This window comes from Oceaniferula flava (assembly GCF_016811075.1).
GTDB classification, from domain to species: domain Bacteria; phylum Verrucomicrobiota; class Verrucomicrobiia; order Verrucomicrobiales; family Akkermansiaceae; genus Oceaniferula; species Oceaniferula flava.
The window spans coordinates 129,623-154,853 of the sequence record NZ_JAFBGL010000004.1 but is presented as its reverse complement, the minus strand read 5'-3'; the positions used below and the strand labels follow the sequence as shown (position 1 = coordinate 154,853).

24 protein-coding genes are annotated in these 25,231 nt (G+C 56.6%); 15 read left to right on the top strand and 9 right to left on the bottom strand.

Annotated features, from left to right (window positions below; genetic code table 11):
- Nucleotides 1-51: 51 nt before the first annotated feature.
- Entirely contained in the window at nucleotides 52-1,245 is a 1,194-nt protein-coding gene (locus JO972_RS07745) for a glycine C-acetyltransferase (RefSeq protein ID WP_309489457.1), read from the top strand.
- Entirely contained in the window at nucleotides 1,229-1,960 is a 732-nt protein-coding gene (locus JO972_RS07740) for a lipoate--protein ligase family protein (RefSeq protein ID WP_309489456.1), read from the top strand. Before JO972_RS07745 ends, JO972_RS07740 begins: the two co-directional genes overlap by 17 nt.
- A 31-nt stretch (nucleotides 1,961-1,991) precedes the next feature.
- Here the strand turns inward: JO972_RS07740 and JO972_RS07735 are convergent, their stop codons facing one another.
- Together JO972_RS07735 and JO972_RS07730 are read right to left on the bottom strand one after the other, a co-directional pair.
- Nucleotides 1,992-2,645 carry an FHA domain-containing protein gene (locus JO972_RS07735; protein ID WP_309489455.1) on the bottom strand — a complete coding sequence of 218 codons (654 nt, stop codon included), beginning with the start codon at nucleotides 2,643-2,645 and terminating at the stop codon, nucleotides 1,992-1,994.
- 96 nt (nucleotides 2,646-2,741) lie between these two features.
- Complete coding sequence (locus JO972_RS07730; RefSeq protein ID WP_309489454.1) at nucleotides 2,742-3,800, bottom strand: NHL repeat-containing protein; 1,059 nt, start codon at nucleotides 3,798-3,800, stop codon at nucleotides 2,742-2,744.
- A 222-nt stretch (nucleotides 3,801-4,022) separates the two neighbouring features.
- On the opposite strand from JO972_RS07730, the gene JO972_RS07725 reads away from it, so the two are divergent.
- The 3 genes from JO972_RS07725 to JO972_RS07715 all read left to right on the top strand — a co-directional run bounded on the left by JO972_RS07725 (nucleotide 4,023) and on the right by JO972_RS07715 (nucleotide 8,945).
- Nucleotides 4,023-5,315 carry a DUF2851 family protein gene (locus tag JO972_RS07725; RefSeq protein ID WP_309489453.1) on the top strand — a complete coding sequence of 431 codons (1,293 nt, stop codon included), beginning with the start codon at nucleotides 4,023-4,025 and terminating at the stop codon, nucleotides 5,313-5,315.
- 144 nt (nucleotides 5,316-5,459) lie between these two features.
- The gene (locus JO972_RS07720; RefSeq protein WP_309489452.1) at nucleotides 5,460-7,112 is read left to right on the top strand and encodes a YHYH protein; all 1,653 of its coding nucleotides are present in this window, start codon (nucleotides 5,460-5,462) and stop codon (nucleotides 7,110-7,112) included.
- Nucleotides 7,113-7,181: 69 nt separating this feature from the next.
- Nucleotides 7,182-8,945: an MbnP family protein gene (locus JO972_RS07715; RefSeq protein WP_309489451.1), complete on the top strand. Its 1,764-nt coding sequence runs from the start codon at nucleotides 7,182-7,184 to the stop codon at nucleotides 8,943-8,945.
- Nucleotides 8,946-8,954: 9 nt separating this feature from the next.
- Here the strand turns inward: JO972_RS07715 and JO972_RS07710 are convergent, their stop codons facing one another.
- On the bottom strand, nucleotides 8,955-10,256 hold the full coding sequence (locus JO972_RS07710; RefSeq protein ID WP_309489450.1) for a C39 family peptidase: 1,302 nt from the start codon (nucleotides 10,254-10,256) through the stop codon (nucleotides 8,955-8,957).
- A gap of 40 nt (nucleotides 10,257-10,296) precedes the next feature.
- Nucleotides 10,297-11,256 carry an MBL fold metallo-hydrolase gene (locus JO972_RS07705; protein WP_309489449.1) on the bottom strand — a complete coding sequence of 320 codons (960 nt, stop codon included), beginning with the start codon at nucleotides 11,254-11,256 and terminating at the stop codon, nucleotides 10,297-10,299.
- Between the two features lie 129 nt (nucleotides 11,257-11,385).
- Here JO972_RS07705 and pdxA point away from each other — a divergent pair, with 129 nt between their 5' ends.
- Together pdxA and JO972_RS07695 are read left to right on the top strand one after the other, a co-directional pair.
- Nucleotides 11,386-12,267 (top strand): 4-hydroxythreonine-4-phosphate dehydrogenase PdxA, encoded by an 882-nt coding sequence (pdxA, locus tag JO972_RS07700; protein WP_309489448.1) that lies wholly within the window; start codon nucleotides 11,386-11,388, stop codon nucleotides 12,265-12,267.
- Nucleotides 12,264-14,186: a RecQ family ATP-dependent DNA helicase gene (locus tag JO972_RS07695; RefSeq protein WP_309489447.1), complete on the top strand. Its 1,923-nt coding sequence runs from the start codon at nucleotides 12,264-12,266 to the stop codon at nucleotides 14,184-14,186. Before pdxA ends, JO972_RS07695 begins: the two co-directional genes overlap by 4 nt.
- Before the next feature lie 17 nt (nucleotides 14,187-14,203).
- Here the strand turns inward: JO972_RS07695 and JO972_RS07690 are convergent, their stop codons facing one another.
- Complete coding sequence (locus tag JO972_RS07690) at nucleotides 14,204-15,001, bottom strand: amidohydrolase family protein (RefSeq protein WP_309489446.1); 798 nt, start codon at nucleotides 14,999-15,001, stop codon at nucleotides 14,204-14,206.
- Nucleotides 15,002-15,155: 154 nt separating this feature from the next.
- Here JO972_RS07690 and JO972_RS07685 point away from each other — a divergent pair, with 154 nt between their 5' ends.
- Nucleotides 15,156-15,830, top strand: a complete 675-nt coding sequence (locus JO972_RS07685; protein WP_309489445.1) for a TetR/AcrR family transcriptional regulator — start codon at nucleotides 15,156-15,158, stop codon at nucleotides 15,828-15,830.
- Between the two features lie 20 nt (nucleotides 15,831-15,850).
- Nucleotides 15,851-16,306 carry a tRNA (adenosine(37)-N6)-threonylcarbamoyltransferase complex ATPase subunit type 1 TsaE gene (gene tsaE / locus JO972_RS07680; protein ID WP_309489444.1) on the top strand — a complete coding sequence of 152 codons (456 nt, stop codon included), beginning with the start codon at nucleotides 15,851-15,853 and terminating at the stop codon, nucleotides 16,304-16,306.
- Here the strand turns inward: tsaE and JO972_RS07675 are convergent.
- Nucleotides 16,269-16,706 carry a hypothetical protein gene (locus tag JO972_RS07675; protein WP_309489443.1) on the bottom strand — a complete coding sequence of 146 codons (438 nt, stop codon included), beginning with the start codon at nucleotides 16,704-16,706 and terminating at the stop codon, nucleotides 16,269-16,271. The genes tsaE and JO972_RS07675 overlap by 38 nt on opposite strands.
- Nucleotides 16,707-16,866: 160 nt before the next feature.
- Here JO972_RS07675 and truA point away from each other — a divergent pair, with 160 nt between their 5' ends.
- On the top strand, nucleotides 16,867-17,664 hold the full coding sequence (gene truA, locus JO972_RS07670) for a tRNA pseudouridine(38-40) synthase TruA (protein WP_309489442.1): 798 nt from the start codon (nucleotides 16,867-16,869) through the stop codon (nucleotides 17,662-17,664).
- 232 nt (nucleotides 17,665-17,896) lie between these two features.
- Here truA and JO972_RS07665 read toward each other — a convergent pair whose 3' ends face one another.
- From JO972_RS07665 to JO972_RS07655, 3 genes are all read right to left on the bottom strand, one after another.
- Complete coding sequence (locus tag JO972_RS07665) at nucleotides 17,897-19,063, bottom strand: pyridoxal phosphate-dependent aminotransferase (protein ID WP_309489441.1); 1,167 nt, start codon at nucleotides 19,061-19,063, stop codon at nucleotides 17,897-17,899.
- A gap of 155 nt (nucleotides 19,064-19,218) precedes the next feature.
- Nucleotides 19,219-20,067, bottom strand: coding sequence for a 50S ribosomal protein L11 methyltransferase (locus JO972_RS07660; protein ID WP_309489440.1), 849 nt, complete (start codon nucleotides 20,065-20,067; stop codon nucleotides 19,219-19,221).
- Between the two features lie 41 nt (nucleotides 20,068-20,108).
- Entirely contained in the window at nucleotides 20,109-20,987 is an 879-nt protein-coding gene (locus tag JO972_RS07655; RefSeq protein WP_309489439.1) for an ion transporter, read from the bottom strand.
- A gap of 221 nt (nucleotides 20,988-21,208) precedes the next feature.
- Here JO972_RS07655 and rplM point away from each other — a divergent pair, with 221 nt between their 5' ends.
- The 5 genes from rplM to JO972_RS07630 all read left to right on the top strand — a co-directional run bounded on the left by rplM (nucleotide 21,209) and on the right by JO972_RS07630 (nucleotide 24,786).
- Nucleotides 21,209-21,640: a 50S ribosomal protein L13 gene (gene rplM, locus JO972_RS07650; protein ID WP_309489438.1), complete on the top strand. Its 432-nt coding sequence runs from the start codon at nucleotides 21,209-21,211 to the stop codon at nucleotides 21,638-21,640.
- Nucleotides 21,641-21,677: 37 nt separating this feature from the next.
- On the top strand, nucleotides 21,678-22,073 hold the full coding sequence (gene rpsI, locus JO972_RS07645; RefSeq protein WP_309489437.1) for a 30S ribosomal protein S9: 396 nt from the start codon (nucleotides 21,678-21,680) through the stop codon (nucleotides 22,071-22,073).
- 36 nt (nucleotides 22,074-22,109) lie between these two features.
- The gene (locus tag JO972_RS07640; protein ID WP_309489436.1) at nucleotides 22,110-22,265 is read left to right on the top strand and encodes a small basic protein; all 156 of its coding nucleotides are present in this window, start codon (nucleotides 22,110-22,112) and stop codon (nucleotides 22,263-22,265) included.
- A 135-nt stretch (nucleotides 22,266-22,400) separates the two neighbouring features.
- On the top strand, nucleotides 22,401-23,318 hold the full coding sequence (locus JO972_RS07635; protein WP_309489435.1) for a pseudouridine synthase: 918 nt from the start codon (nucleotides 22,401-22,403) through the stop codon (nucleotides 23,316-23,318).
- Nucleotides 23,319-23,499: 181 nt separating this feature from the next.
- On the top strand, nucleotides 23,500-24,786 hold the full coding sequence (locus tag JO972_RS07630) for an SHD1 domain-containing protein (protein ID WP_309489434.1): 1,287 nt from the start codon (nucleotides 23,500-23,502) through the stop codon (nucleotides 24,784-24,786).
- Nucleotides 24,787-25,231 lie beyond the last annotated feature (445 nt).

Here is a 25,231-nt window from a genome sequence, read left to right as displayed (position 1 = left end):
ATTTTCATGTCGGCACAGCAATTGCTCAGCCGCTATCCCAATTACACCATTATGTATTCAGAATCTTACCAGCAGAAACTCCAGGGAGTTCTTCAGGAAATCGACGACGCCGGTCTTTACAAACACGAACGTCAACTGGCCTCGACCCAGAACGCATCCGTGACCCTCAAGGACGGTCGCGATGTGATCATCATGTGCGCAAATAACTACCTCGGCCTGGCCGATAACCCCGAGGTCATGGAAGCGGCGGAAGATGCGATCAAGCGTTGGGGGTTTGGCATGGCATCGGTCCGTTTCATCTGCGGCACCCAGACGCTGCACCGTGAGTTGGAAGAACGCATCGCCGGCTTCCTGGGCACTGAGGACACCATTCTATACACCTCTTGCTTCGATGCCAACGGGGGATTGTTTGAAGTCTTGTTAGGACCAGACGATGCCATCATCTCTGATCAGTTGAACCACGCCTCCATCATCGACGGAGTGAGACTCTGTAAAGCGCGCCGCTATCGTTACTCCAACAACGACATGGCCGATTTGGAAGCTCAGCTGAAGCAGGCGGACGCCGATGGCAAAGGCCAGAAGCTGATTGCCACTGACGGTGTCTTCTCCATGGACGGCGTGATTGCCGACCTCAAAGGAGTCTGTGATCTGGCGGAAAAATACAACGCACTGGTGATGGTGGACGATTCCCATGCCTCTGGATTCCTCGGTAAAACGGGTCGGGGCACACCTGAGTATCACGATGTCATGGAGCGCGTCGATATCGTGACCTCCACCTTCGGCAAGGCCCTCGGCGGTGCTTCCGGCGGATTCACTTCCGGGAAGAAGGAAATCATCGATCTGCTGCGTCAGCGCAGCCGTCCTTATCTCTTCTCCAACAGCGTTGCTCCCGCGATTGTGGCGGCGACTCTCAAGGTGCTCGATATGCTCGAGGCCTCCACCGAGCTGCGTGACCGACTTGAGGACAACACCAAGTATTTCCGCAATGCCATGGCGCAAACAGGCTTCGACATCGCGGGTAAAGATCACCCGATCACACCTGTGATGTTAGGCGATGCCGCCCTGTCGCAACAATTCGCCAACAAGCTCCTCGATCACGGTGTCTACGCTGTGGGATTCTTCTTCCCCGTGGTGCCTAAGGGGACGGCACGGATTCGCACCCAGATTTCTGCCGGTCATACCCGTGAGCAGCTGGATAAAGCCATCGAGGCATTTGTCGCTGTGAAGGGTGAACTCGGAATCTAAGGCGATGTCCGCTGTGGCTAAGGAGTTTTCAGCCATCCGTGTCTGGCATGACGAAGTGCCACGCACCGGCGCTGAGAACATGGCGGTGGATCAGCTGCTGATGGAGCGCAGCCAGGACCTGCCTGTGCTGCGAATCTATCGATGGAGCGAGCCGACGGTGAGCTTTGGCTACTTCAATGCACTGGCCGATGCCCGTGCCGCATTCCCAGAATCAGAAGCGGAGGAAATCACCTACGTGCGCCGCTGGACGGGCGGCGGCGTGGTGGATCATCGCTGCGATGTTACCTACACCCTCGCTATTCCTCGCAGCCAAAAATTGGCGAACACCCGCGGCGCGGTGAGTTACCAGGTGATTCATCAAGCCTTGGCCGATTTGCTCACAGATGTGGGGGAGTCCGTGCGATTAACCTCCTGCTGTGAAGGTGATGGTGGCGTGCAGTGTTTCACCAATCCGGTGGCCTACGACCTGACGGATCTCGAGGGGCACAAAGTGGCGGGAGCAGGGCAGCGCCGCAGCAAATACGGCTTGCTGCACCAGGGAAGCGTCATTCCGCGCATGACTCCTGATATTTTTCGCGATCAATTGCACCAGCGGCTCGGAGCGATGCTGGCGCAGGAAGAGCGCGAGCTCAATGCTGACTCCGCGCTGTTAGCCGATGCTGCTAGGCTCGCCGAGGAGCGTTACGACACCTCCGCCTGGCTGCACAAAAAATAATTCAGTCGGGCATTTAGCACCAGCTCGCCGACTACTCTTCTGCGGCGGGCTCAGCCTCCTCCTCGGGAGTTTCCGATTCCTGAGTAGATGATTTTTCAGCCCCTCCCATGAGTTTCGGCAGCAGGAACTCGTTGGTTTCCTTGTAGTGGCGCAGGCTCATGCCGGCAAAAACGGCGACAATCATGAGGATGAAAGTCATCAAGGTTTTGAACCCACCACCGCTCTGCTGCACGACGACCGGCTGATGCGGGCGATGGTTTGCGCGTGGTGATGAGGTGGTTGCCGGTCTGGTTTCGCGATGAGGTGCTTCCTGCGCATCGTCATTGATTTTAGGCAGTTTGCGGCGTTGGTGACTGGTGAATTCCTCGTCACTGAGCACGCTGATTTCCTCCTTGGAGAGCTCGAATTTCAGGGGGATGTCACCGACGAGCACTTCCATGCCGTCGAACAGATCGATGATGTCCATCAGGGTGTCATCCAGCTTGATCCCATTGGTTGAGCCGTTATCACGCAGGATATATCCACCCTCAATGCGCTCCATCACGCTGTGTTTGGTGGAAACGGAGCCACATTCGACGACGATGTCATTATCGCTGCCTCGACCAATATCGATGGTCTTGCGCTCAAGTTTAAATCGGTAAGGTTGCGGGGTTTTTCCCGGTTCGGAAATGGTGACTCTCGGCATGATCGTGAATGTAAGTTAGAAAACTCGAGGCAGTTTGACCAATTGATCGTGAATTGCAATGTGATTCATGACCCGAGTGACATATTGGATTTTTCCTCAGTCGGTGGCTGGAACTAACAGCAACTTACTGACGCGTCCTGAGGTGTTCCAATCCTGGACGTAGAGATTGCCCGCCTGATCAAAGCTCAGCCCGTGAGGAGCGGTGAAGATACCCACTTTCTGGTCCTTGGGAGCGACGCGGAAATTCGCCCACTGCTTCTTGTTCGGGTTATCGCCGAGCACGGAGACTTGCTTGCCCTGTTTGTCTAAAATGACCACCCGCGCTTCGAGTTCAGCCACTGCCACGTGGTCGCCGTGGAAACTGACTGCACAAGGGCGGCGCAGGCCGGTGGCGTATTCGCCGATCCAATTGCCATCGAGGTCGAGGTGGATCAGGCGGCGCTTTTCACGGTCGCACACCAGCAGGCGGGGGGCGCCGAAGCGGGTGTCGATTCCCAACCCGTGGCAGGTCTTGAATTTTTCCTTCTCCTTGCCGCGGCCACCGAAGGACTTGATGCGTTTTCCCGTCTGGTCAAACTGGTGGATGAGGTTGGAGCCGTAGCCCATGCTGACGTAGATGTGTCCGTTTGGCGCCACGGCAATGCCAGTGATTCCCTTCGTCCCTCCGGGGATGTCGCCGGTGTTCTCGTTAGGGATTTGCATCACGATGTTACCGTAGAGATCGAGCTTCACGGCACGCTTGTGCTTGTTTTTCTTACCGTAGCTATTGAGCTGCGCCCCGTAGATGAATTGTTGCTCCCCCTCGGTGATCATCTGCATGCCGTGGATTCCTTGGGCTGGCGAGGCGATGGCGCGGACGAAGCTACCGTCGGGTTTGAACACACAGAGCGACTTTTCACCGTCGGTGCTCACATAGATCAGGCCCTTGGCATCGACCGCCACACCTCCGTGTGTCGGGCCGAGTTTGGCGCCATCTGGGAGCTGGCCGAAGCCTGGCACTGTCCGATAGGTAAACGCTCCCGAGCCGGTGTGTAGCACCTCGGTCAGCGCCTCACCCTTCGGTGGATGATCGTGGCCCTCGTGGGCATGACTGAGAGGGAGGCTGGCGAGGGTTGCCAAGGAGCAGGAGATGATGGGGTGGATGAGGGCGCGCATAATCAATGATGATGGGAAAGAAAGGAGAACCATGGTCTTTCGGTGTACTGAGGCAAGTGTCAACATGGCGTCATTTTTCGTAATCTACACTTGGTGAGGCAGTGGGATGTTTGCTAGATTGATAGGGTGTCTGATTATCGTGAGTTGCTGGAATCTGTGAGATCAGGGGGAGTGCGGCTGTGCGAAGAGCTACCGCCTGGATCAGCGACGCTGCCGGATGAGATGCATTTGCAGGCACTTTGGTTTGCCGGGCAGTTAGGTCGGGATTTCGTCAGCACCGATGGCCGAGCGGTGAGGGTGGTGCAGTTCGGCCACTGGAACCATAGTGCTGGACCGGATTTTCTCCACACCGCGGTGGAAATCGATGGCGAACTACATTCAGGGCCATTGGAACTGGATCACCGCGCGTCCGATTGGGAGGCGCATGGTCACGCGGTCAATCCCGCATTCAACGAGGTGGTGCTCCACGTCGTGTTCGCAGCCGATCACAGCAGCCACTATACACGCACCTCGGAACACCGCGAAGTGCCGAGAGTGTGTGTGCCTGCGGAGGTGCTCAGAGAGGCGATGGGTTTGCCGTTGTTAGAAGTGGCCGATGCTCATCCGGGCCGCTGTTTCAATCCTCTGGGTTCCATGGAAACTAGGCACGTCGATGCCTTGATGTTAGGGGCGGCGCGACACCGGGCGATGGTAAAGGCGCGCCGGCGCAAACGAACCGTGGATGTGCTCGGTGAGGATGAATGGCTCTGGCAGATGATCGCGGAAACCATGGGCTACCGACCCAACAAGCTGGCAATGACCCTACTCGCCCAGCGGCTGCCGGTGCAGATGTTGCAAAAGAAGCCCGCTGAGGCGGAGTCGATCTTATTCGGTGCGGCCGGTTTTTTATCCGCGGAATCCTACCAGCAAGCCGCGCCCGAAAGTCGCGACTACCTCCGTGGCCTATGGCAAAGCTGGTGGCAGGTGCGTGATGACTTCGAGCCGGTGCCGGAACGGGCGATTCCATGGAAACTTTCCGGTATCAGGCCGGTGAACCATCCCCAGCGGAGGTTGGCTTGCCTGGCGACCATTGTTAGGCAGTGGTCGGAGTTTTCGCGGCGCTGCCTGAGGGAATTCAATGCCGTGGAATTGGTCGATTGGATGAGCGGGCTGAAGCATCCCTACTGGAGCGTCCACTACACCTTAAAATCAAAACGTGCGGCTAAGGAAATGGCGCTGGTAGGAGCCGACCGCATCCGCGATTTTCAGATCAACCACCTTCTTCCCGTACAGTTGGCCGCAGACCGGCCAGCGGCTTGGGAATTCTATCAGAAAATCCCAGCCCCGGCTGTCAGTGAGAAAGTGGACAAGGCATCGCTCCGGCTCTTTGGCGAGACTGACCGGAGGAAGAATTACCTGAAAAAAGCCTGGCAGCACCAAGCCCTCTTGCAGATTTACCAAGACTTCTGCCTGCGTGATGTCACCGACTGCCAAAGCTGCCCATTCCCGGAGCAGCTCGCCCAGTGGCGCGGGTGATTGGCTCTTTGTGTCAGTGCCTGCTGAAGCTAAGTGATCATCATAAGTTGCAGACCTTAACACAAACTTAACAAATTAGCGGAGCTTCCCCACACTCCGTTTACAGAACTGAGCTTTGATGATCGTGAAATTCACACGATCATCATGAAATCCATTACTATCATCTTTTTTGCCTTGGCTGGCGCTGCGGCGGCCGAGCCGATCATCACTTCGTGGCACACGGCGGACTCCGGACGATATGCCCGGATCTGGGCGACCCAAGAACAAGAAATCACCGAGCGAGGTGGTGGTGGGGAAAGCTCACTGACCACCTGGGATTATACCGATTACGATGGCGTGACCGTCGGAGATCAGACGGAACCCGTCTACGCCGGGGTGCAGGGGATTTCTTATTCCAATAGCTACGTCTACATCAAATCCACCGGCCTGGCGACCAACACCATGGGACCCTGGTTTCTCAATGCCGCCCGCACCACCGCCTTTCCCTCATTTCCAGGAAATGCCGCCATCCTCTATCGCTTCCCTCGCAGCACTAACTACCCGCAAAGCTACGCCCCCGCTTCGCGCACAGAAACTAACATCGGCACCTGCGGCCTCTTCGTCGATGGCGTGCCGCTTTTCAACACCAGCGATACCTTTTCCTACGATACCTCCGCCGGCGGCGATCAGGAACCGACCAATAGCAACGTCGGCGATGGTTACTGGAATCGTGATGCCTTTGTCAACGAGGGCGTCAGCTTCGATGCCGGAAATGCCCACCAGGCGATGGAGGCATTTCACTACCACGCCAGCCCCACGGCACTCCGATCCAGGCTTGGCGATTCGGTGGATTACGATTCCACGGTGGTCTACCAAGGCATCGGTCAAGCCAGCCCCTACACGGAAAATTTCAACGGCAAGCACTCGCCGATCATCGCGTGGGTCAACGATGGACTGCCGATGTATGGCCCCTACGGTTACAGCGATCCTCTCGATCCTAACAGCACCGTGCGTCGGATGATTTCCGGATATCAAAAACGCGACGGCAGCAACGGCAGCACAGACCTCAGCAGCACAGGGCGTCACTCCCTGCCCCAGTGGACGGTGACCCAAGGGCAACGCAGCAGCACCGCTCTATCATCCTCGCAATACGGCCCCAATGTCAGCAGCAGCTTCATCCTGGGTCACTACATGGAAGACTATGCCTTCAAGGGGGATCTTGTTTCAGACAGCTCGGGCGCCACTTTTGAATCCTACACGGACCCCACCAACCAAGGCAACTTTGATGCCACCCGTCACTATGATTTGAATGCCTACAACGTGCGCTGGTGTGTCACCCCTGAATTTCCCAACGGAACCTGGGCATACTTCACCAGTGTTGAGGAGGACGGAACCCCCGCTTATCCCTACAATCTTGCCTACCAGTACTTTGGTGATGCCACGCTCGCCGCCGGCATCGCCAGTTCGGAAGTGGAGACGAGCGGAGTCACTGTGGAATTTGACGGCGCTGCCAACACCAGCCCCAGCAACGCCGCCACCCAGGTAGACAATGGCAACGTCACCATCACCTGGAAGGGGGTCGAAGGCGGAGTCTACCGGGTTGAAACCTCGGACGATCTCAGCAGCTTCGATCAAACCGCAGCCAGTTTCACCGCCACCTCCAATTACATCGAGGCGACCGATGCCCTCACCACCCAGCGTTTCTACCGGCTTTACCAAATCGGCCTCTCGACCTACGATGACACCGAGTTCAGCTCTGCCGCCGCTGCCGGTGGTGGCGATCCGGGTGGTCCGGGAGGTCCGCCTCTGGGGCCGTAAGATCAACCGCGAAAGGAGGACTTGGGTGGGAGCTTGTCAGTTTTCAGCCCTACCGACTCCTAGACTTCCATGCCCCGTTTCCTTCCATCCTGCCATCAGTTTGCCGCCCGCCCAGGCGGCATGCTGCTGTTCGCGATGCTGGTAGCACCGTCGGTGTTGGGGGGCTCGCTGCACCTGGACTTCTCTCATGAAATCGATGGCCGGCCACTGCGGATCGACTCCTTGCGTTACCAGAACTCGCGGAGCGAAACCTTCTCGCTGACCCGCATCGATTGGTTAGCCTCCGATTTTTCCCTGACCACGAGCGCCGGAAAAACCATCACCCTGCCGTCCGCCAGCGCCTTCATCCCGACACGCGGCACTACGCTCACCCTCCCCAATCTCCCTTCGGAAACGATCACGGCGATCAGCTTTCACGTCGGCCCTGATCGGAAAAGCAACCACTCGGATCCCGCCAGCTACGCGGCCAGTCATCCGCTCAACCCGAACGTCAACCGCTTGCACTGGGACTGGCAGGGCGGGTATATCTTTCTGGCACTCGAAGGCCACTGGCGCGCAGCCGGGCAGAAGCTTCCCGGTGGTTTTGCCTACCACTTCGCGCGCGATGCCAATCGCTGCAAGATCACGCTACCGGTCCATCTGAACCTGCGCGATGAATCCCGGGTCGGCATCGCTCTGGATGCCAACAAGGTTCTAACAGGTCTGTCCTTTGCCCAAGACGGCAGCACCACCCACTCCAGCGACGGTGATCCGGTCGCCGCCCGGCTGAAGTCCAATCTGCCATCGGCATTTCGCATCACCGGCATTCACCGTGGCGGCATCCCCACGAAGCCTAACCCGCCCGCCCCCATCGACCTGCCAGCCCATCCCAAGGGCTACCCGCTGACCCTGCCGAAACACATACCACTACCTGCGCTGCCGAGTGATAACCCGGTTCTAACAACGCGCGTCGCCCTCGGTGAAAAGCTGTTCCGCGAGCCCAAGCTCTCGCGCAGCAACAGCATTTCCTGCGCCTCCTGCCACCAGGGTGAAACCCTCAGCGATCCCCGCCGCTTGAGTCCGGGAGTCGATGGTGAACTTGGCCGGCGCCACTCCATGCCACTGTTCAATCTCGCTTGGAAATCCAGCTTCTTCTGGGACGGCCGAGCTCCCACACTGCGTGCCCAGGCATTGATCCCAATCGAGGACCATCTCGAGATGGATGAATCGCTGGATCGGGTCGCCGCCAAGCTCAAGGCCGACCCCAGCTACCCGCCGCTCTTTGCCGCCGCCTTTGGCTCTGGAAAAATCACCCCGGAGAATATCGGCCTCGCGATTGAAAATTTCCTGCTCACACGTCTCAGTTTTGATTCAAAACTGGATCGTGCCCACAAGGGGCAAGCCACACTAACAGATCAGGAAAAGCGCGGCTTTGAACTGTTCTTCACCGAGTCCGAACCTCGCCTCGGCAAACGTGGGGCCGACTGCTTCCACTGCCACGGCGGTGCCCTGTTCACCGATCATGCCTTCCACAACAACGGCCTTGCCTCCGGCGATGACCTCGGCCTCGAGGAGACCACTGGGAAAACAAGCGATCGCCACAAGTTCGCCACCCCGAGCCTGCGCAACATCGCCCTAACAGAACCCTACATGCACGACGGCCGCTTCGCCACGCTCGAGCAGGTGATCGATCACTACAATGCCGCACCCGAGCTCTCGGAAACCCTCGATCCTAACTTAGCCAAACACCCTCAGGGGCTGGGGCTTTCCGAGGAGGATCAGCGGGCATTGGTCGCTTTTCTGAAAACACTCAGCGACTCTAACATGTTACCCAAGGGGCAGGCAGGTGAGTGAAGACTGGCGCTAAGATGATGGCTTGATGGTGATCAAGTGCATGCTCGGAGCGAAGGCATCGGGAGTTTTCATCCGTTTGTATTCGTGACCGGGGCCCCAGGAATCGGTGTAGATGATCTCATCGGTTTTTTCATTGTAGCCGATGATCAGGCGCATGTGCCCGCCACCGGCTTGGGGGATGCCTTTTTCTTTGATCACCCCGACTTGGAGTGCCCAGAGGAGAGGGATTCCTTCGTCGATTTTATCGTGAATTGCTTTTTTGAATCGATCGTAGTTCGTGCCTTTTGAACGGACGGCTTTCAGCGTAGCCGGGTGACAAACGGAGAGGAACTGTTGGAAAGAAAAGTAGCCGCTGCTCATCGGGAACTCGGGGGCTAGGCGAGTTTTTTTGACCACTCGGTTGTAATCCTTGATGTCGGACTCAGCCTCGCGGTGGTCAATTTCATAGAGCACGTGCAGTCGGGTCTTGGTGCGACCGGCGACGCGTTTTAACGATGCCACCATTCTATCCGGATTGGTGCCTCCCTGGGCGGAACTTTGGGCAATTTGAGCCATGGCATGCTGATCCACCTGCAGTCCGTAATAGCGGAACACACGCTCGGCGCTGGCCACCGCGCAGTAACCTTTGCGACCTTGATCGACCATTGGCACGCCGGCGATGACTCGGTCGCCATTGTCTTTTTCCTCCACGGAATCTTTCAGCTCGGAGCGGCGGCTCATGCTCTTGGTGATGCCGCCTCGTCCGGAGAACATCTCGCGGCCAAACTTCACCGACACTAGAGTGAGTTTGAGGAACTCAGGCCGTTTGCCAGTGCCGTATCCTGAGGCGCTGGATGTCAGGGCGATGTAGGCGCCGGGGCACTCCCACAGCCAACGGTTCGCCGAGACAACGCTGCCTTTTTGAGTGCGGTTCATTTTTTCGCCATCAATGCCGGTCTTGGCGGCAATCAGCCCGTGCCACTTCTCGGTGAGCTGCTTGAAATCTTCGTTTTTCATCACGCCCATGTCGCCACGGTTGTAGATCGAGACCTCGAACGAGTGCAGCTTTCCCTCCTGGCTGCGGAGGATGGTCTCGCCGACGGGGAGCGACCACAGCTGCAGGCCTTTGACATTGGAACGGGCGTCACGTTTCTCCTTGGACAGCCAGCGGAACGCCAGGTGGCTGCGCTTGTTCAGCACTTCAGCGATCGGTTGATCCCACATCTTGGCATCCATGAACAGGATATCGAGATCGCGCGCCGGAGTGGCCGAGAGCACGGAGCCCAGACTGAGGGCGCTGAGAGTGAGGCTGAAAACGGCGGCTTTGATCATGATATAAAGAGCGTTCGAGGATGCAGCTTTTCTCTGAAAATTAAGATTTTGTTTCCGCCAAGCACTCAACCTCGATACCGATGCCTTCCTCCAGCACGAGCACGCGATCGGCCACACCGAGACGCTCTGCCTCGGCCACCAGGCGTTCTACCGGTTCGTGATCAGGCTCATTGCCCAGGGGGAAGGTGCCGTAGTGCATGGGGATTAGGATGCCGGCTTTCATCTCGATGAATGAGCGCACCGCTTCCTCCGGGTTCATGTGCACGTCGCGGCCGCTGGGCGCATCGTAGGCACCGATCGGCATCAGCGCGACGTCTGGCGTGTGATGTTTGCCAATTTCCTTGAAGCCCTCGAAGTAGGCGCTGTCGCCACAGTGGAATACCTTACTCACACCGGAGGAAATCATGTAACCGCCGTAATCGCGGTGAGTATCGTGCAGGTAGCGGGCACCCCAGTGGTGGCTGGGGGTGTGGGTGACATTGAGATCGCCAAACTTTAATTCATCCCAGACGGACATTTCGTGCACGGTCTTGAAACCGAGGCGTTTCACCAGTGAGCCGCTGCCTTGGGGGACCACGATGCCCTCGTGGGACTCGAGGATTTTCAGGCTGCGTTTGTGCAGGTGGTCGAAGTGGGCGTGGGTGACCATCACCAGATCGACCAGGGGCATCAGGCTGAGGTCGAGCCCCGGCACGCGCTGTCGCTTGACCACGCCATGCCAGTTCGCCCAGTTGGGATCGATGATCACCGAGTGATCGGCAAACTGGACGAGAAAGGAAGCATGGCCGATCCAGGTGACGCGGATTTTTCCCTCCTCCGGCGGATGGGGGATCGGCTCCCGCACGGTGCCGTCGCTTTTTTTGAACATCTGGGGCAGCAGTCGCCTGCGCAAGAAGTGATAGTTTCTACGCGGCCATCCTTTTTTCGGGAGGATGCCAGCGTAGTCACGCTTGGTTTCGGAGCGGCGTTTACTTGTTTCTGCTTTGTCGGGCTTTGCCATGTTGACGGTCTATCGGCTTAAATGGGGACGATTGTTTAGCCTAAGTATGGGCCCATCGCATTTCCTTGCAACCCTACATCTGATTCTCGTTGATCTCCACCCTTTCCATGAGGATGATGGGGCAGGCACATGAAGAAAAAAGCGATTATTGGGATCACACTCGGGGATCAGGCGGGCATTGGCCCGGAAGTGGTGGCGGCGGCACTGACATCCGGTCAGGTGCCGACCGACTGTGATTACCGCATCATCGGCGATAAAATCGACGTCCAGCCCGGTCAGCCGACCAAGGCCAGCGCCCAGGCCGCTTTCGATGCTCTGGAGGAATCCGTGCAGCTGCTGAAAAATGGAGAAATCGACGCCGTGGTCACTGCCCCGGTGGGGAAAGAGGGACTGCACGAGGTCGGTTTCCATTTCCCCGGCCAGACCGAGTTCTTTGCCGATCGATTGCAATGTCAGAACCATGCGATGTGCCTCACGGGGAAAAACCTGACCGTCGCGCTGGTCACGATCCACGTCGCCCTGGCCGATGTGCCGGAGCTGTTGGAAAAAGATGAAATCGTCCGCATCGGGAAACTCATCGCCGAGTTCTGCCAACAGCGTGGGATTCGCCAGCCGAGAGTGGCTGTCTGCGGACTCAACCCCCACGCCGGCGAGAATGGTGCCTTTGGCAAGGAGGACCTGGAATTGGTCGAGCCCGCTGTGCGAGAGCTGGAGCAGAGTGTGGCAGGAGTCGAGTTCAGTGGTCCGCATCCGCCGGATACCATCTTCCGTCCCGCTGCCGATGGCGACTATGATGCGGTGCTCTGCATGTATCACGATCAGGGTTTGATTCCGTTGAAATTGTTAGACTTCGATACCGGAGTCAACGTCACCCTCGGCCTGCCCTACCCTCGCACCAGCCCGGATCACGGCACGGCCTACGACATTGCCGGCACCGGCAAGGCGAGTGCCAGCTCGATGGTTCACGCCATCCAGTTAGCCTGTGAGATGAGTGGAAATTGTCCGGTGTGAACACGTCCGAGCAACATGAGCTGCTCCAGCGGCACTTCGGTCACGCCTCACTGAGGCCGGGCCAAGCGGAGATCATCGATCGGGTGCTCGCGGGCGTCAACACGCTCGCCATCTTGCCCACCGGGGGTGGGAAATCGCTCTGTTACCAATTTCCAGCGGTGGTTTCCGATGGGCTCACTGTGGTGGTCTCGCCACTCATTGCGCTGATGCGCGATCAGGTGAATACCTTGTTGCAGCAAGGCATCGCGGCGGCGCGTATGGATTCGTCCGCCGATGATGAGGCGCGGGAGGAGATTATGCAGGAGATCGCGGCAGGGGGTTTGAAGCTGCTCTATTTATCCCCGGAACGACTGACCGATCCGGCGCTGCTCGCCTTGCTCAAGAAATCGAACATCGCCTTGGTGGCCGTGGACGAGGCGCACTGTATCTCGGAGTGGGGTCACAGTTTTCGGCCATCTTACATCCGCATGCCGCGGCTTGTGAAGTCGCTGAAACCGAAGGCCATTCTCGCACTCACCGCCACCGCCAGTCCCCAGACTGCGCAGGGGATTCGCAAGGCATTTCGGATCCTGAAAAAGGACCAGGTGCAGACTTCGTTTTACCGTGAGAACCTGCAGTTCGATGTGACGGCTGGGAATGAGGAAGCGAAAAAGGGTAGGTTGTTAGAGGTGCTGCAGTCGGCAGGGATGACCCCCGCGATCGTTTACGCCACCAAGCGGGGCGACGTCGAGGAGGTGACGGCCTTTCTCAATCGGCATGGTGTGGTGGCAAAATCCTACCATGCTGGCATGCCCGCCGATGTCCGTGCCGAGGTGCAAGACGGTTTTGTCGCCCACCGTTTCCCGGTCATCTGCGCCACCATCGCCTTTGGCATGGGAGTGGACATGCCCGATGTCAGGGCGGTGATTCACTACCACCCGCCGAAGTCGCCAGAAGGCTGGATTCAGGAGAGTGGTCGGGCAGGGCGTGACGGGCTGCCGAGCCATTGCGAGCTGCTGATCAATGCTGACGACCGCACGATGTTAGAAGGACTGGTGCAAGCCAAACAACCTGGAGCTGCTGCCGTGCGGGCTATCCTGCAGCACGTCTTTTCCCAAGGTTCTAGGGCGATCGTTTCCAGATACAATCTCAGCACCCTCAACGATGTGCCGGTGGAGCTCTTGGATATTCTTCTCGCGCGATTAGAAACAGCGGGGTGGATGGTGCAGGATGGAGCTTCTTGGATGTGGTGCCATTTGGTGCCGCTGCGCTGGGATCAGGCGGCACGCCAGCGGATGCTGCGCGGTTTTCCCAAGAGTCAGCAGGCGATGTTTTTGGAAATGTTGGATTCGAAGCGCCGCATTTCCCTCCTCGAGCTGGCCGAGAACCAGGTGGTGAAGATGAACAAAATCGTCGGTCAACTGCGCGAGCTGGAAGCCGGCGGCGAGGTGCGACTGAAGATGAGTCACAGCCTGACACATTTCCGTATCAAAAAAGAACCCGAGAACCTGGAAGAGCTGGTGGAGGAGATGCTGGCGGTGTTCCAGCAGCACACGGAATACGACCTGCAGCGGATCGACAGTGTCTTCAAAATGGCTCAATCGAGACGCTGCCTGGCGGTCTCATTGGTCGGTTATTTCGGAGAAAAGTTAGCAGCACCCTGTGGCCACTGCGCCTCCTGCCTGGGGAAAAAGCGGCCACGGAAATTACCCGCATCGCCTGCCGCGGAGGTTAGTTTGGATGAGCTGGAGAGCATCCAGCAGCTGGTGGCCGAGAAGCGAGCTCCCTTGTCCAGCCCCGAGCGCTTGGCTCGTTTCCTCTGTGGCATCTACAGCCCGGCGATGATGCGCTACCGCCTCTATCAGCACGACCATTGGGGCATGCTGGAGCGATTCCCCTTCGAGGAGGTGCGGCAGCTGGCTCATCGTCTGCCTTTGTGAGATCTTGGCGAGTAGTGCTATTCCGGCGGGTTGAGCTGGTAGAAGGTTGCGGCGTTGTGATGATAGACGGCGCGTTTCTCGGCATCGCTCAGAGCATGGATTAAATTATCCACCGTGCTCAGCCAGGTGGGGTAGTTGGTTGGGCCGAGCGCGTGAGGCCAGCCCGAGCCGAAGAGGATACGCTGCGGACCGAAGGCGCTCAGCAGGGTATCGAAATAGGGCAGCAGGGACTCTGACTGCGCTACGGCAGTCTCTCCTTGCAGCAGCGGTGTAAGGCTGGAAAGACGGATGTAGATGTGCGGACGGCGCGCCAGCTCTCTGATTAGTCGTGCCCAGTTGCCGGATTTCGGCAGGGTGGAGGCAGGGTCAATTGATGCTCCGAAGTCGGCAATCATGGCTTGCCCCGGGTGCTGATCGGCAAACTGAATCATCGCGCCGAGCTCGTCAAAGCTCATGAACAGCTCCAGCGGTTTGCCGGAAAGGGTGACTTGCTGCACGCCGCGGCTGAAGTCGGCATCCTGCAAGTCTTCTGCGGATGCGATACTTTCTTGGTAAGCCACCACGTTAGGGCGGTGCGTGTCTTCGTCCAGATAAGCTTTAATTTTGGGGGAATGCAGCGGAATCCACGTGACACAGCCGGCAATGAGATCGTCCGAGGCTTTAGCGAGCTCAAGCAAGGGGGCATTCAGTGCGGCATCCGGGTGTCGCTGGATGGCAATCACTTGGTCCACGCCACTGAACTCGATGTCATTTTCCAATTCCTCCAGGGCCTGAGATAGATTCTCTGAGGAGACTTCAACGTGTGCATCAATCATTGACGACGAAATTCAGGGATGCGCGTGGTTTTGGCAAGCTCCTTTGGGCTTGCTTTGAGCGCTAATTGAAATTTGTAAATTGAATGTGAGGAGTGTAAATATAACCTGTTTACCTCAAGTGTGTTAAACATTTACTTGATACACCCGTTTAACCTTGACCGTCACCCCTGCCCAGGCATATCGTCCAGTCCAAGTGGAAACGAGAGAGCAAATACTGAAGGCGGCATGGGACCTTTTCGCGGAGCGTGGATTTGAAGATGTTTCGGTGCGCGATGTCACCAATGCAGCAGGGGTAAACCTGGCGAGTGTAAGCTACCATTTCGGTGGTAAAGAAGGTCTGATTCAAGAGACCGTGAAGCTCTGCATGAACCCCATCAACGAATACCGGATCAACCTTCTGAAAAAAGCCATCGAAGAACATGGCTCAGCTGAAAACGTGCCACTTGAGACCATCATGAACGCTCTGATGCGTCCGGCCGTCATGCCCGAAGAATGCGGAGTTCGCTCAGGCTTGATGCTACGTTTAGTGGCGCGTTACCTGATCGAGTCCGACTACAATATCCCATCGGTGAGCCGGAATCTCTACACCGATGTGTTCCAAACTTTTGCGATGGCTCTGAAGGCCCACTTTCCCAAATTAACCGGGCCGCAGCTGGTGAAACGGATCGTTTTTGCCTCTGGTGCAGTGATCTACTACCACGGTGTGGGCAAGCTGGCGATGCAGCTCAGTGCTGGCGGTCACGGTGATCCTCAGGAAATCGACCGCGAAGCAATGCTTGCCGAGGTCATTGATTTCTCCATCTACGGATTTGGCGGTCAGCCGGAGTAGCTCGAACCTCACGCAGTCAGGTGGCGGAACATGGAGAAGTATTCCGGGTAACCAGTCCGGAGGAAATGGTTGCTCTGGGAGAGCGGCTGGCTGGTGAGTTGCACGCTGGAGCTGTGCTGGCACTGTGCGGTGGTCTGGGTGCGGGGAAAACACATTTCACCAAAGGCATTGCGGCCGGAATGGGCTGCGTGGGTGAGGTGACCAGCCCTACTTTTTCACTCGCTCACGAATACACGGGCGGTCGACTGCCCGTGTTCCATTTTGATTTTTATCGCATGGATTCGGTGAACGAAGTCCTCCGGATCGGCTGGGATGAGTATCTTGACGAAGCGGGCATTATCGTCGTTGAGTGGCCCAACAAATTTCCAGACCTCCTGCCGCCCGCTACAGTCTGGCTGCAGTTTGAGTTATCACCTGATGAGGACCAATGCCGTCTAGTCAGGCGCGTGGCAGGCGAGGATCTACGCTCTGAGTGAGATCAGTTTTAGGCTGTCTCTTTCCACGCCATTGGTAGCGTTCGTTGCAATACTGGCAGAGGAAATGCTTGGTAAAGACCACTTGTAAGCCCACTCGCAGAACGTGACTTCCCAAGGTTGTTTTTGCATTCTTGTGTTTGGAACATCGTTTGTTCTTTAAGATGTGAGATCGGCAGACCGGGCAGACAACTTTGCTCGACTCGATGCTGTGGATCATTTGTAAAATGAGCACGAATGCGAGGCAGCCACCTGCCAGATAGAGGGGCTCCATGGCGTGCTGATTGAGGGCGTAGATAATGGCGCCCAGTGCGGTCGCCAGCATGATGATACGGAAGATCAGGGTGACCGATAGCAGGAAAAGCACTCTCCTGTTCAGCACCCGATGTCGTGTGTGTGACATGGTATGGAAATGTGTGTGTGAAACGACGAACTGAATCGACGCCTTAGCAGACTGAGTCCAGATCCACCCTTGGACAATCGTAAATTTGTAAAGATTTACTTCATCGATCAGCCTATGGGTCTATTGGCAGCGGTTTAAAAACTGCTCAGTGACGATAGATGTGCGTGCAATTTCAGTGGATTGGATCTACTGGGTCTCTGTGCGATTGAAACTGACCATAGCGTATGACGGCCGCCCATTCGAAGGCTGGGCCACCCAGCCGGGAGGCAACACGGTGCAAGATCTTCTCCAGAAGGCGCTGTCCACAGTGGCCAAGCAGGAGATTAAAATCCAAGGGTCGGGTCGCACCGATACCGGGGTGCACGCGCATGGGCAGGTGGCGCATTTCGATGCTCCGGAAGGCCTGAGCATGAATCCCTACAATTGGGTGCCCGCCGCGAACAGTAAACTGCCTGCCACCATTCGAGTGATCGACTGCGAACAGGTGGCCGACGACTTTCACGCCCGCTTTTCCGCCGTCGCGAAAACGTATACCTACGATCTCTGCCTGGCTCCGGTGCTACCGCCGCTGCAGGCTGGGCTCGCCTGGCATTTGCCGCGACAGCTCGATCCGGCATCGCTGGAGCAAGCGTTGGAAATCCTCCAGGGTGAGCATTGTTTCCGGGCATTTGCCGCCAAGCGTGGCAATGAGACGGAGGACACGTCCTACCGGCGTTCGCTGAGTCGCTGTGAGTTGCAGACACTGCCGAACGGGTATCGCATCACCTACACTGGCAATGGTTTCCTTTATAAAATGGCAAGGCTACTCACCGGAGCGGCGATTTACACGGCTCAGGGGAGGCTGCGACTGGACGATCTGGAAGGGCTCTTGGATCAGCCTGCTGACCTGCCTCATGGAAGGTCGCCGTATTGCGCGCCGGCGGATGGTTTGGCGCTGGACCATGTGACCTATTCTTGACCGCGAATCTGGCGAATTGGACGAATTTTGTTTCTTGGGTTACTGATTCCTTGGCTTGTGAGTTTTTGACTCTTCTTCGCCGATGCCCCGCAGGACACGGGTGGGAACGAGGTCTAAATTGGCTTTCTGTTTGCCAATTGCTGACTCTGACAGGGACAAAAAAACGCGGCATACCCGATGGGCATGCCGCGCTGAAATTTGGTGTTTAGAGTTTAGTCTTTAAATCTTCAGCTTAGTGCGCCTTACAGAATTCCTCGAAGCGGCTCAGGCCTTCGTTGAGCACGTCGAGGGTGGTGCAGTAGCTGATGCGGATGCTGTTGTCGTTTCCGAAAGCGATACCAGGAACGGCGGCAACGCGGTAACGAGTGAGCAACTTGTCGCAGAGGTTGACGGATTTCAGTCCGAGGTCAGTGGTGTCCACCAGGCAGTAGAAGGCACCCTTGGGCTCGACCACTTTGATGTTGTTGATGGCGCTGAGGCGACCGTGCACAAACTGGCGGCGGACATCGTATTCAGCATTCAGGTCCTTGATGAAGTCCTTGCCTTCAGCCAGGGCGGCGAGGGCGCCATACTGGGCGAAGGTGGTGGCGTTCGAGGTCGTGTGACCCTGAATCTTGGAAATGGCATCAGCCAGCGGCTTGGGAGCAGCGGTGTAGCCGATGCGCCATCCGGTCATCGAGTAAGCTTTGGAGAAGCCGTTGACGGTGATGGTGAGATCGTAGAGGTCCTTGCTGAGCGAGGCGATGCTGGTGTGCTTGGTCTCGCCGTAGACGAGGTGCTCGTAAATTTCATCGGAGAGGATGATGATGTCCTCGTAGAGGGCCACTTCACCCAGAGCCTTGAGCTCATCCGCGCTGTAAACGGAGCCGGTGGGATTGCCAGGAGTGTTCAGGATGATCATCTTGGTCAGGCCGGTCATGTTCTCCTCGAACTGCTCGGGGGTGAGTTTCCAATCGTTTTCCGCGGTGGTTTCCACGATCACGGGAATACCACCTGCAAGGCGGACCATTTCCGGATAGCTGACCCAGTAAGGAGCGGGGATGATGACCTCGTCACCTTCTTCCACGACGGCAAGGATGGCATTGAAGCAGGATTGCTTGGCGCCGCTGTTGACCACGATCTGGCGCGGGTCGTAGTCGATGCCGTTGTCGGTCTTCAGTTTTTCAGCGATGGCCTCACGCAGCTCGGGGATGCCGGCGGCAGGGGTGTATTTGGTCTTTCCCTCGTTGAGCGCGTCGATGGCGGCTTGTTTGATAAAATCGGGGGTGTCCTGATCCGGTTCGCCACCGGCCAGTCCGTAAACTTCTTCGCCGCGCGCCTTCATGGCCTTGGCTTGGTTCGTGACAGAAAGTGTGAGCGAAGGGGCGACCTTATCAACGCGTGATGAAATGGAGTCCATGGAATGAAATGGTTGGTTGCAATCGTCCGGAACGGGGCGATGGCGGTTTCCATGAGCACCCTCCTCCGGAGCGGTGAGGGATTTGTTAACCGATGAGGCCGCTGATGCAAGTTTATTGCCGTCAGCGCGGGTGGATTTTTTGCCAGTATGACGGCCTATTGGCGCAGTCTGCCCCGGGCCGTGGTCCATTTACCTTTGTGGATTACTTGTTGGAAATCGAGACCGTTTTCTTGTGCTACTTCGAGCGTTTCCTGCCACTGGTCGTTGAGGATTCCGGAGACCACCAGATCGGCGTCTTTTTCCATCGCTTTTACAATGATAGGGAAGGCCTGCTGGAGGATAGTGGAAAACATATTGGCCACCACCACCGGCCACTGGCCATCGGGTTGCCATTTCAGGACGTCGTTTTCGGTCATCTTCACCTGATCGACTCCATTGCGCTCGACATTGCGCTTGGCGACTTTCACCGCTTGTGGGTCGAAATCCATGCCGTGACAGTATCCTGCGCCGAGCATTCGTGCGGCGATGGCGATCACTCCGCTGCCACTGCCGAGATCCAGAAGTTTCCAGTCGTGACCAGCGCGCTTGCGTTCTGCCGCGATGTCGGTGACCAGACGCAGGCAGGTGGATGTGGTAGCATGATCGCCGGTGCCGAAGGCCATGTCCGCAGGAATCTGGATGATGTGCCGACCCGGAAACTGCTGCTGCAGGGACTCGCGGGCGTCGTCGTCCCGTGAGCCGGAAATGATGACGGAGCTGCGGATTCGAATGGGCGGGCGCTCAGGCTCGGACATGGCTGCCCAGTTCTGGTGCACCAGCTTACGGGTGCTGCCGCCGAACTGAGCTTTGATTTTTTCCGCTTCCTCCTCGGTCTCGGTGTAAACCTCCACTCGCACGGTTTTCTGCGACTTCAACTTCGAGATCACGGCATTCGGATTACCGTAAAATCGATCTTCCCAGGCGTCCATCCATTTGGCGCCGGATAACTTGGACCATACCCACATGGCTCTAACTAATCACAAATACCGAGGAGATGTAACAAAAATCAGTCATCTAAAAGTTCACCGCATTTTCGGCAGTAAACCGCATCGTTGAGGTGGCCGTGTGCGCCACAGCCTGGGCAGGCATCAGTGCTTTCATCCGGATGCAGGGCTTCGCGCACCATGTCACTGGCAACGATCCCTGTCGGCACCGCAATGATGGCATAACCGGCGAGCACCATCAGGGCGGTGATGAGTCGACCCAAAACCGTCTGCGCTGCCAAGTCACCGTATCCCACGGTAGTGATGGACACGATCGCGTAGTAGATACTCACCGGGATGCTGGTGAAGGCGGTGCCGGGCTCTCCGGATTCCACGATGTAGATCAAGGTGCCGGCCAGCATGGCAAAAATGAGCATGGAGAAAAAGAATACCGTGATCTTCGCTCGCGATGCCGCCAGGCCTCTGAGAATGGTGTTCGCCCCGCGGACATGGCCCACCATTTTCAAGACCCGGAACATTCTGAGAAGCCGGAGCAGGCGGATGACGATGAAGTGACTGCCGCCGGTGAAAATCAACGCGAGGTAGCTGGGGAGGCAGGAAAGTAAGTCGACGATGCCATAGAAACTGAAGATGTAACGTCTCGGACGCCGCACCAGCCAGATCCGCAGAATGTATTCCACGGTGAAGACCACGGTGCAAATCCATTCCACCACGAGCAGTGGCTGATGATATTGGCGGTGGATGCTTTCCACACTCTCCAACATCACAGCCAACACGCTGATGCCAATCACCCAGAGCAGCGCGACATCGAAGAATTTGCCACTCGGCGTTTCTGCTTCGAAGATAATCGCCCACAGCCGTTCTTTGAATTCGGAGCGTGACGGTTCCGGATCGGATGCTGCAAGGTGGGGGTCGTCAGGTGGATGCACGGCAGAAAACATGTCGGCCGATGCGCTGGATGTCAAATCCTAGCCGCAGCCTCTCGCTGTGATGGTTGCGGAGGGAATTTTAAAAAACTCCCCTAGATTTGCATTGACATGTGACGGGTGTCCTCCTAGTTTGCGCGCCCCTCGATTTGAGGTGGGTGAGTCAACCGTGATGGAGCGCTCTCCCTGGGAAGCCGACTGTAACAGGTCAACTCATACTAAAAACAACTAAGCCAATGAAAACTTTTTCAGCTAAAGCACAGGACGTCGAGCGCAAGTGGTACGTCATCGATGCCGAGAACCAAATTCTCGGTCAGGTCGCCGTCAAGGCCGCCAACCTCCTCCGTGGTAAAAACAAAACCATCTTCACTCCTCACGTTGACACCGGTGACTACGTCATCATCATCAACGCTGAAAAAGTTGTCCTCAGCGGCACCAAGGAGCACGATAAGATCTACACACGCTACACCGGTTACGTCGGTAACCAGAAAATCGAGACCCCTCGCAAGGTCCGTGAGCGTCGTCCGGAACTCCTCCTCGAGCGCGCCGTCCGCGGCATGGTTCCCCACAACAAACTGGGTGATGCCATCTACAAGAAGCTCAAAGTCGTCGTCGGCTCCGATCACAAACACGAGGCCCAGCAGCCTGAAGTTGTTGAAGTCGCCTAATTATCCACTTACCTAACACTTTAAATTTTACATTCTCATGAGCGAAGCAACTACATACTGCGCCACTGGTCGTCGCAAGACATCCGTCGCCCGCGTCTGGGTCACCGCCGGAACCGGCGAGATCACGATCAACAACAAACCTTTCGAAGAATACGTTCCTACCCTGACTCTCCAGAACTCAGTGCTCGAACCATTCGAAAAATCCAATCTCCTCAAGAAATTTGACGTCAAAGTCGTGGCCAAAGGTGGCGGCATTTCCGGTCAAGTTGGAGCCATCCGCCTCGGCATCTCCCGCGCCCTCTGCGAGCACGACGAAGAACTTCGTCCCGCCCTCAAGGAAGTCGGCCTGATGCGTCGTGACCCCCGCCAGAAAGAGCGTAAGAAATACGGTCAGCCTGGTGCACGTAAGAAGTTCCAGTTCTCCAAACGCTAATCCCAGCCAATATCCAACCTTATACACTAACGAATTATGTCTAAACACGCATCTCTCAAAGTATCCGGTGGAGCCGGCGGCAAGCGTTCGGTTCTTAAGCGTTTCGAACGCATTAAGCTCCTCAAGGAACGCGGCCAATGGAAAAAAGGTAAGAGCCCAATCGGCCTTCCTAAAACCAAGCCAGAGGCGTAAGCCACGGCTCAAATCCATCTTTTCAAACCCGCCCTTGGACCACCACATCCGGGCGGGTTTTTTCATCGCCACGTGTTTCATTCTGCAAGCACTTGGTATTTGAATTTTAAATCTTAAAACCTAAAAAACACCACCATGTCCGATAACACCACTGGCACTCGACTGAATAAATACCTCGCCTCTTGCGGCGTCGGCTCCCGCCGGGCATGCGATACCATCATCAAGGAAGGCGACGTCTTCATCAATAACTCCCGCGTCGATAACCCCGCCCTGCGCGTCGGGCCGGACGATGTGGTGCGGGTCGGTAAGAAAACCGTCACCCCAAAGAGCACCGAGGTCATCCTTTTCAACAAACCCCGTGGCCTCGTCAGCTCCGCCAGCGATGAGCTGGGTCGCGAGACGATCTACGCCGCCCTGCCACCGCAGCTGCATCACTTGAAGAATGTGGGCCGACTCGATAAGGAATCCGAGGGCATGCTCGTCCTCACCAACGATGGCGACCTCGCCTTGAAGCTCACCCACCCTAGCCAGAAGGTGGAGAAAGAATACCTCGTCACGGTCAACCAAGCTTTTGATAACGAGATCATCGATAAGCTCATTAAAGGCGTGCACACGGTCGAAGGTCGTGCCGCCGCGAAGTCGATCAAGCGTATCTCCCCGCGCCGTCTCCGAGTGGTTTTGGAAACCGGCCTCAAGCGCCAGATCCGCATCATGTTTGATGCCGTGCACATCAAGGTGACCAAGCTCGTCCGCATCCGCATCGGCACCCTCACCGGCGGAGGATTGGAAACCGGCCAGTGGCGCACGCTCGATGCCGAGGAAATCCAAGCCCTGCAACAGAACCCACGTCAACGCCAGCCTCGCGTCAGTGACGATGGAGGTCAATCTGGCGACGAACCGGCCCGCAAGTCCAGCCCGCGTGGAGCCAAAGGCCTGCAACGCCGGACGCCTATGAAGAAAAAGGGCACCAAAAATTTCCAAAACACCAAGCGGGCTCCGAAAAAAACCGGCCGCGGCACCAGCCAAAAGCGCAAGCCTCGCGGTCGCCGTTAGTGGCGTCATGGCCGTGGCTCGGCCGATTAAAGTTCTCGCCCCTAGCCGGATGACTGCCCGGCTACTGGAAGGAGTGGGCGCTCAATCCATGGTCGATCCACTAAAGAATCGGCACAAAATCGAAGGATCAAGCCTGAGATAAGAATTGGATGGGGGCTTCCATTTTGTCTAACTAACAGGCATGAAAATGTTTGTTAGCTTTTGCTGTCTTCTGCTGCAGATCAGTTTCGCCATCGCGGCTGAACCGACCGAACTGAGAACCTGGCAAGCCACGTCGGGTCACAAAGTTCAGGCAAAGGCCACGCAGGTGGACGAAGGCACGGTGCATTTGGAAAAAGAGGACGGCAAAGTCGTTCGCGTGCCGCTTGCGAAATTTGTTGCCGCCGACCAAGAGCGACTGAAAAAGCATTTTGAAATTTCGGACGAGCCCGCACTGGCAGACGGTAGTGGCGCCAAAGCTGCGGAGGGGCTGCCCCACCCGGTGGGTGAAATCACGGGACCTGTGCAGGCCGGCACAAACTCCAGCTACTATGTTTATCTGCCGAAGAGCCTCAAGCAGGGTCGCAAGGCCCCGCTGCTGTTCTACACCAATTCGATCAATGGCAATGGCAAGTGGATTCAGGAACTTACCGAGTATGCCGAGCTCTTTGGCTGGGTGGTCGCAATCTCTGTGGAATCTTGTAACAAAGCAGGGTATGAAAAAAGCAAAGCCAGCTGCAAACTGGCGCTAGAACACATCATGGCCACGCTGCCGGTGGACGACGAGCGGATCCACTACACGGGGAACTCAGGCGGTGGGGCTGTGGCTTTTTTGAACTCCGAGACGATGGCGGCATACGGGATCTTGCCGAACACCAGCTACGCACTTGAGAGTGTGAAGGTGCGCACCACCGTCGTTTACGCTCTCGGTGGCGGTTATGATTACAACCGCTACCTCACCGCAGACGCCGCTGAGCGCTATAAGAAAGATGGATTTCACCGGATGACCAAGCTCAGCCATAACCGCGCCCCGGCCGATCATCGCGGCGATGGCATGTTCTGGATGCACTGCAAGTATCTCGGTGATGCTAAGAAAGATCACCAGGAGGAAGCCAAGGACTTTGAAATCAGCACCCTCGAGTGGCTCGCCACGCTCAAGCAAGACAATCCCAAGCGCGCGTATTCCAATGCCATCGTGTTCCAGGAAATTTATCAGCCGGAAGGCAGCAATGGCCGGGCACTGGAGCAGTTGATCAAAGAGCTCGCGGAAGACAAAGACAATGTCCTCTACCACGAAGCCTTACTGGCCATCGATAAATTCTCCGGAAAATACTACGCTCCGCTAGGTGAAGATGCCGGTTCTGAAATGGGGCATAAACCACCGAAACGTGTGGTTTCCGCCGTTGAAAAACTTCAGCTTAGTTACGGTCATATTCCCGAGATCAACGAGGTTCTCGAGGCGATGAAAAAGGTGACCGTTAAGAAGTAGCTGGCAAAAAACTCGGCGGTGGCGGCACCCTCCATTCCCGAATGTGGCGAATGGCAGGGTCTCAGAGTAAGGACACAGGCCACAGCTGGTGGAGTTCAGAAATTATCAGTTCCTTTTCATGCGAGTGAAGTCAGCCGCAATCACGGGAGCACAGCCTTTTCTGACTGTGCCTTGAGAGGATTTTGGCATTTCGTGAAAATGGAGTGTTAGAAACAAAAAGAAGTGCGCTTTCATGCCTCAATCACTAACAGTTCAATAGAGAAGAGTAATCCGAGACAGTAATCCTAACTCATTCTGTCAGTGAGGTTCTTGTGTGTTCTCGTGGGGTGGAGATAACGTGTCAGCCTACTCGTGATGTGACATTTTCCAAAAGGAGTGTTGTCCCCAGCTGACCTTGTGGTTAGTTGTTATGAATCATATTCACCTTTTAGATCATCTGTTTAGC

Bases quoted from the DNA above. Each gene is read 5' to 3' on its own strand.
- JO972_RS07745 (WP_309489457.1), top strand. From the start codon at position 52: ATGTATTCAGAATCTTACCAGCAGAAACTCCAGGGAGTTCTTCAGGAA.
- JO972_RS07735 (WP_309489455.1), bottom strand. From the start codon at position 2,645: ATGCCGAGAGTCACCATTTCCGAACCGGGAAAAACCCCGCAACCTTAC.
- JO972_RS07730 (WP_309489454.1), bottom strand. From the start codon at position 3,800: ATGCGCGCCCTCATCCACCCCATCATCTCCTGCTCCTTGGCAACCCTC.
- JO972_RS07725 (WP_309489453.1), top strand. From the start codon at position 4,023: ATGCATTTGCAGGCACTTTGGTTTGCCGGGCAGTTAGGTCGGGATTTC.
- JO972_RS07720 (WP_309489452.1), top strand. From the start codon at position 5,460: ATGAAATCCATTACTATCATCTTTTTTGCCTTGGCTGGCGCTGCGGCG.
- JO972_RS07715 (WP_309489451.1), top strand. From the start codon at position 7,182: ATGCCCCGTTTCCTTCCATCCTGCCATCAGTTTGCCGCCCGCCCAGGC.
- JO972_RS07710 (WP_309489450.1), bottom strand. From the start codon at position 10,256: ATGATCAAAGCCGCCGTTTTCAGCCTCACTCTCAGCGCCCTCAGTCTG.
- JO972_RS07705 (WP_309489449.1), bottom strand. From the start codon at position 11,256: ATGGCAAAGCCCGACAAAGCAGAAACAAGTAAACGCCGCTCCGAAACC.
- pdxA (WP_309489448.1), top strand. From the start codon at position 11,386: ATGAAGAAAAAAGCGATTATTGGGATCACACTCGGGGATCAGGCGGGC.
- JO972_RS07690 (WP_309489446.1), bottom strand. From the start codon at position 15,001: ATGATTGATGCACACGTTGAAGTCTCCTCAGAGAATCTATCTCAGGCC.
- JO972_RS07675 (WP_309489443.1), bottom strand. From the start codon at position 16,706: ATGTCACACACACGACATCGGGTGCTGAACAGGAGAGTGCTTTTCCTG.
- JO972_RS07665 (WP_309489441.1), bottom strand. From the start codon at position 19,063: ATGGACTCCATTTCATCACGCGTTGATAAGGTCGCCCCTTCGCTCACA.
- JO972_RS07660 (WP_309489440.1), bottom strand. From the start codon at position 20,067: ATGTGGGTATGGTCCAAGTTATCCGGCGCCAAATGGATGGACGCCTGG.
- JO972_RS07655 (WP_309489439.1), bottom strand. From the start codon at position 20,987: ATGTTTTCTGCCGTGCATCCACCTGACGACCCCCACCTTGCAGCATCC.
- rplM (WP_309489438.1), top strand. From the start codon at position 21,209: ATGAAAACTTTTTCAGCTAAAGCACAGGACGTCGAGCGCAAGTGGTAC.
- rpsI (WP_309489437.1), top strand. From the start codon at position 21,678: ATGAGCGAAGCAACTACATACTGCGCCACTGGTCGTCGCAAGACATCC.
- JO972_RS07640 (WP_309489436.1), top strand. From the start codon at position 22,110: ATGTCTAAACACGCATCTCTCAAAGTATCCGGTGGAGCCGGCGGCAAG.
- JO972_RS07635 (WP_309489435.1), top strand. From the start codon at position 22,401: ATGTCCGATAACACCACTGGCACTCGACTGAATAAATACCTCGCCTCT.
- JO972_RS07630 (WP_309489434.1), top strand. From the start codon at position 23,500: ATGAAAATGTTTGTTAGCTTTTGCTGTCTTCTGCTGCAGATCAGTTTC.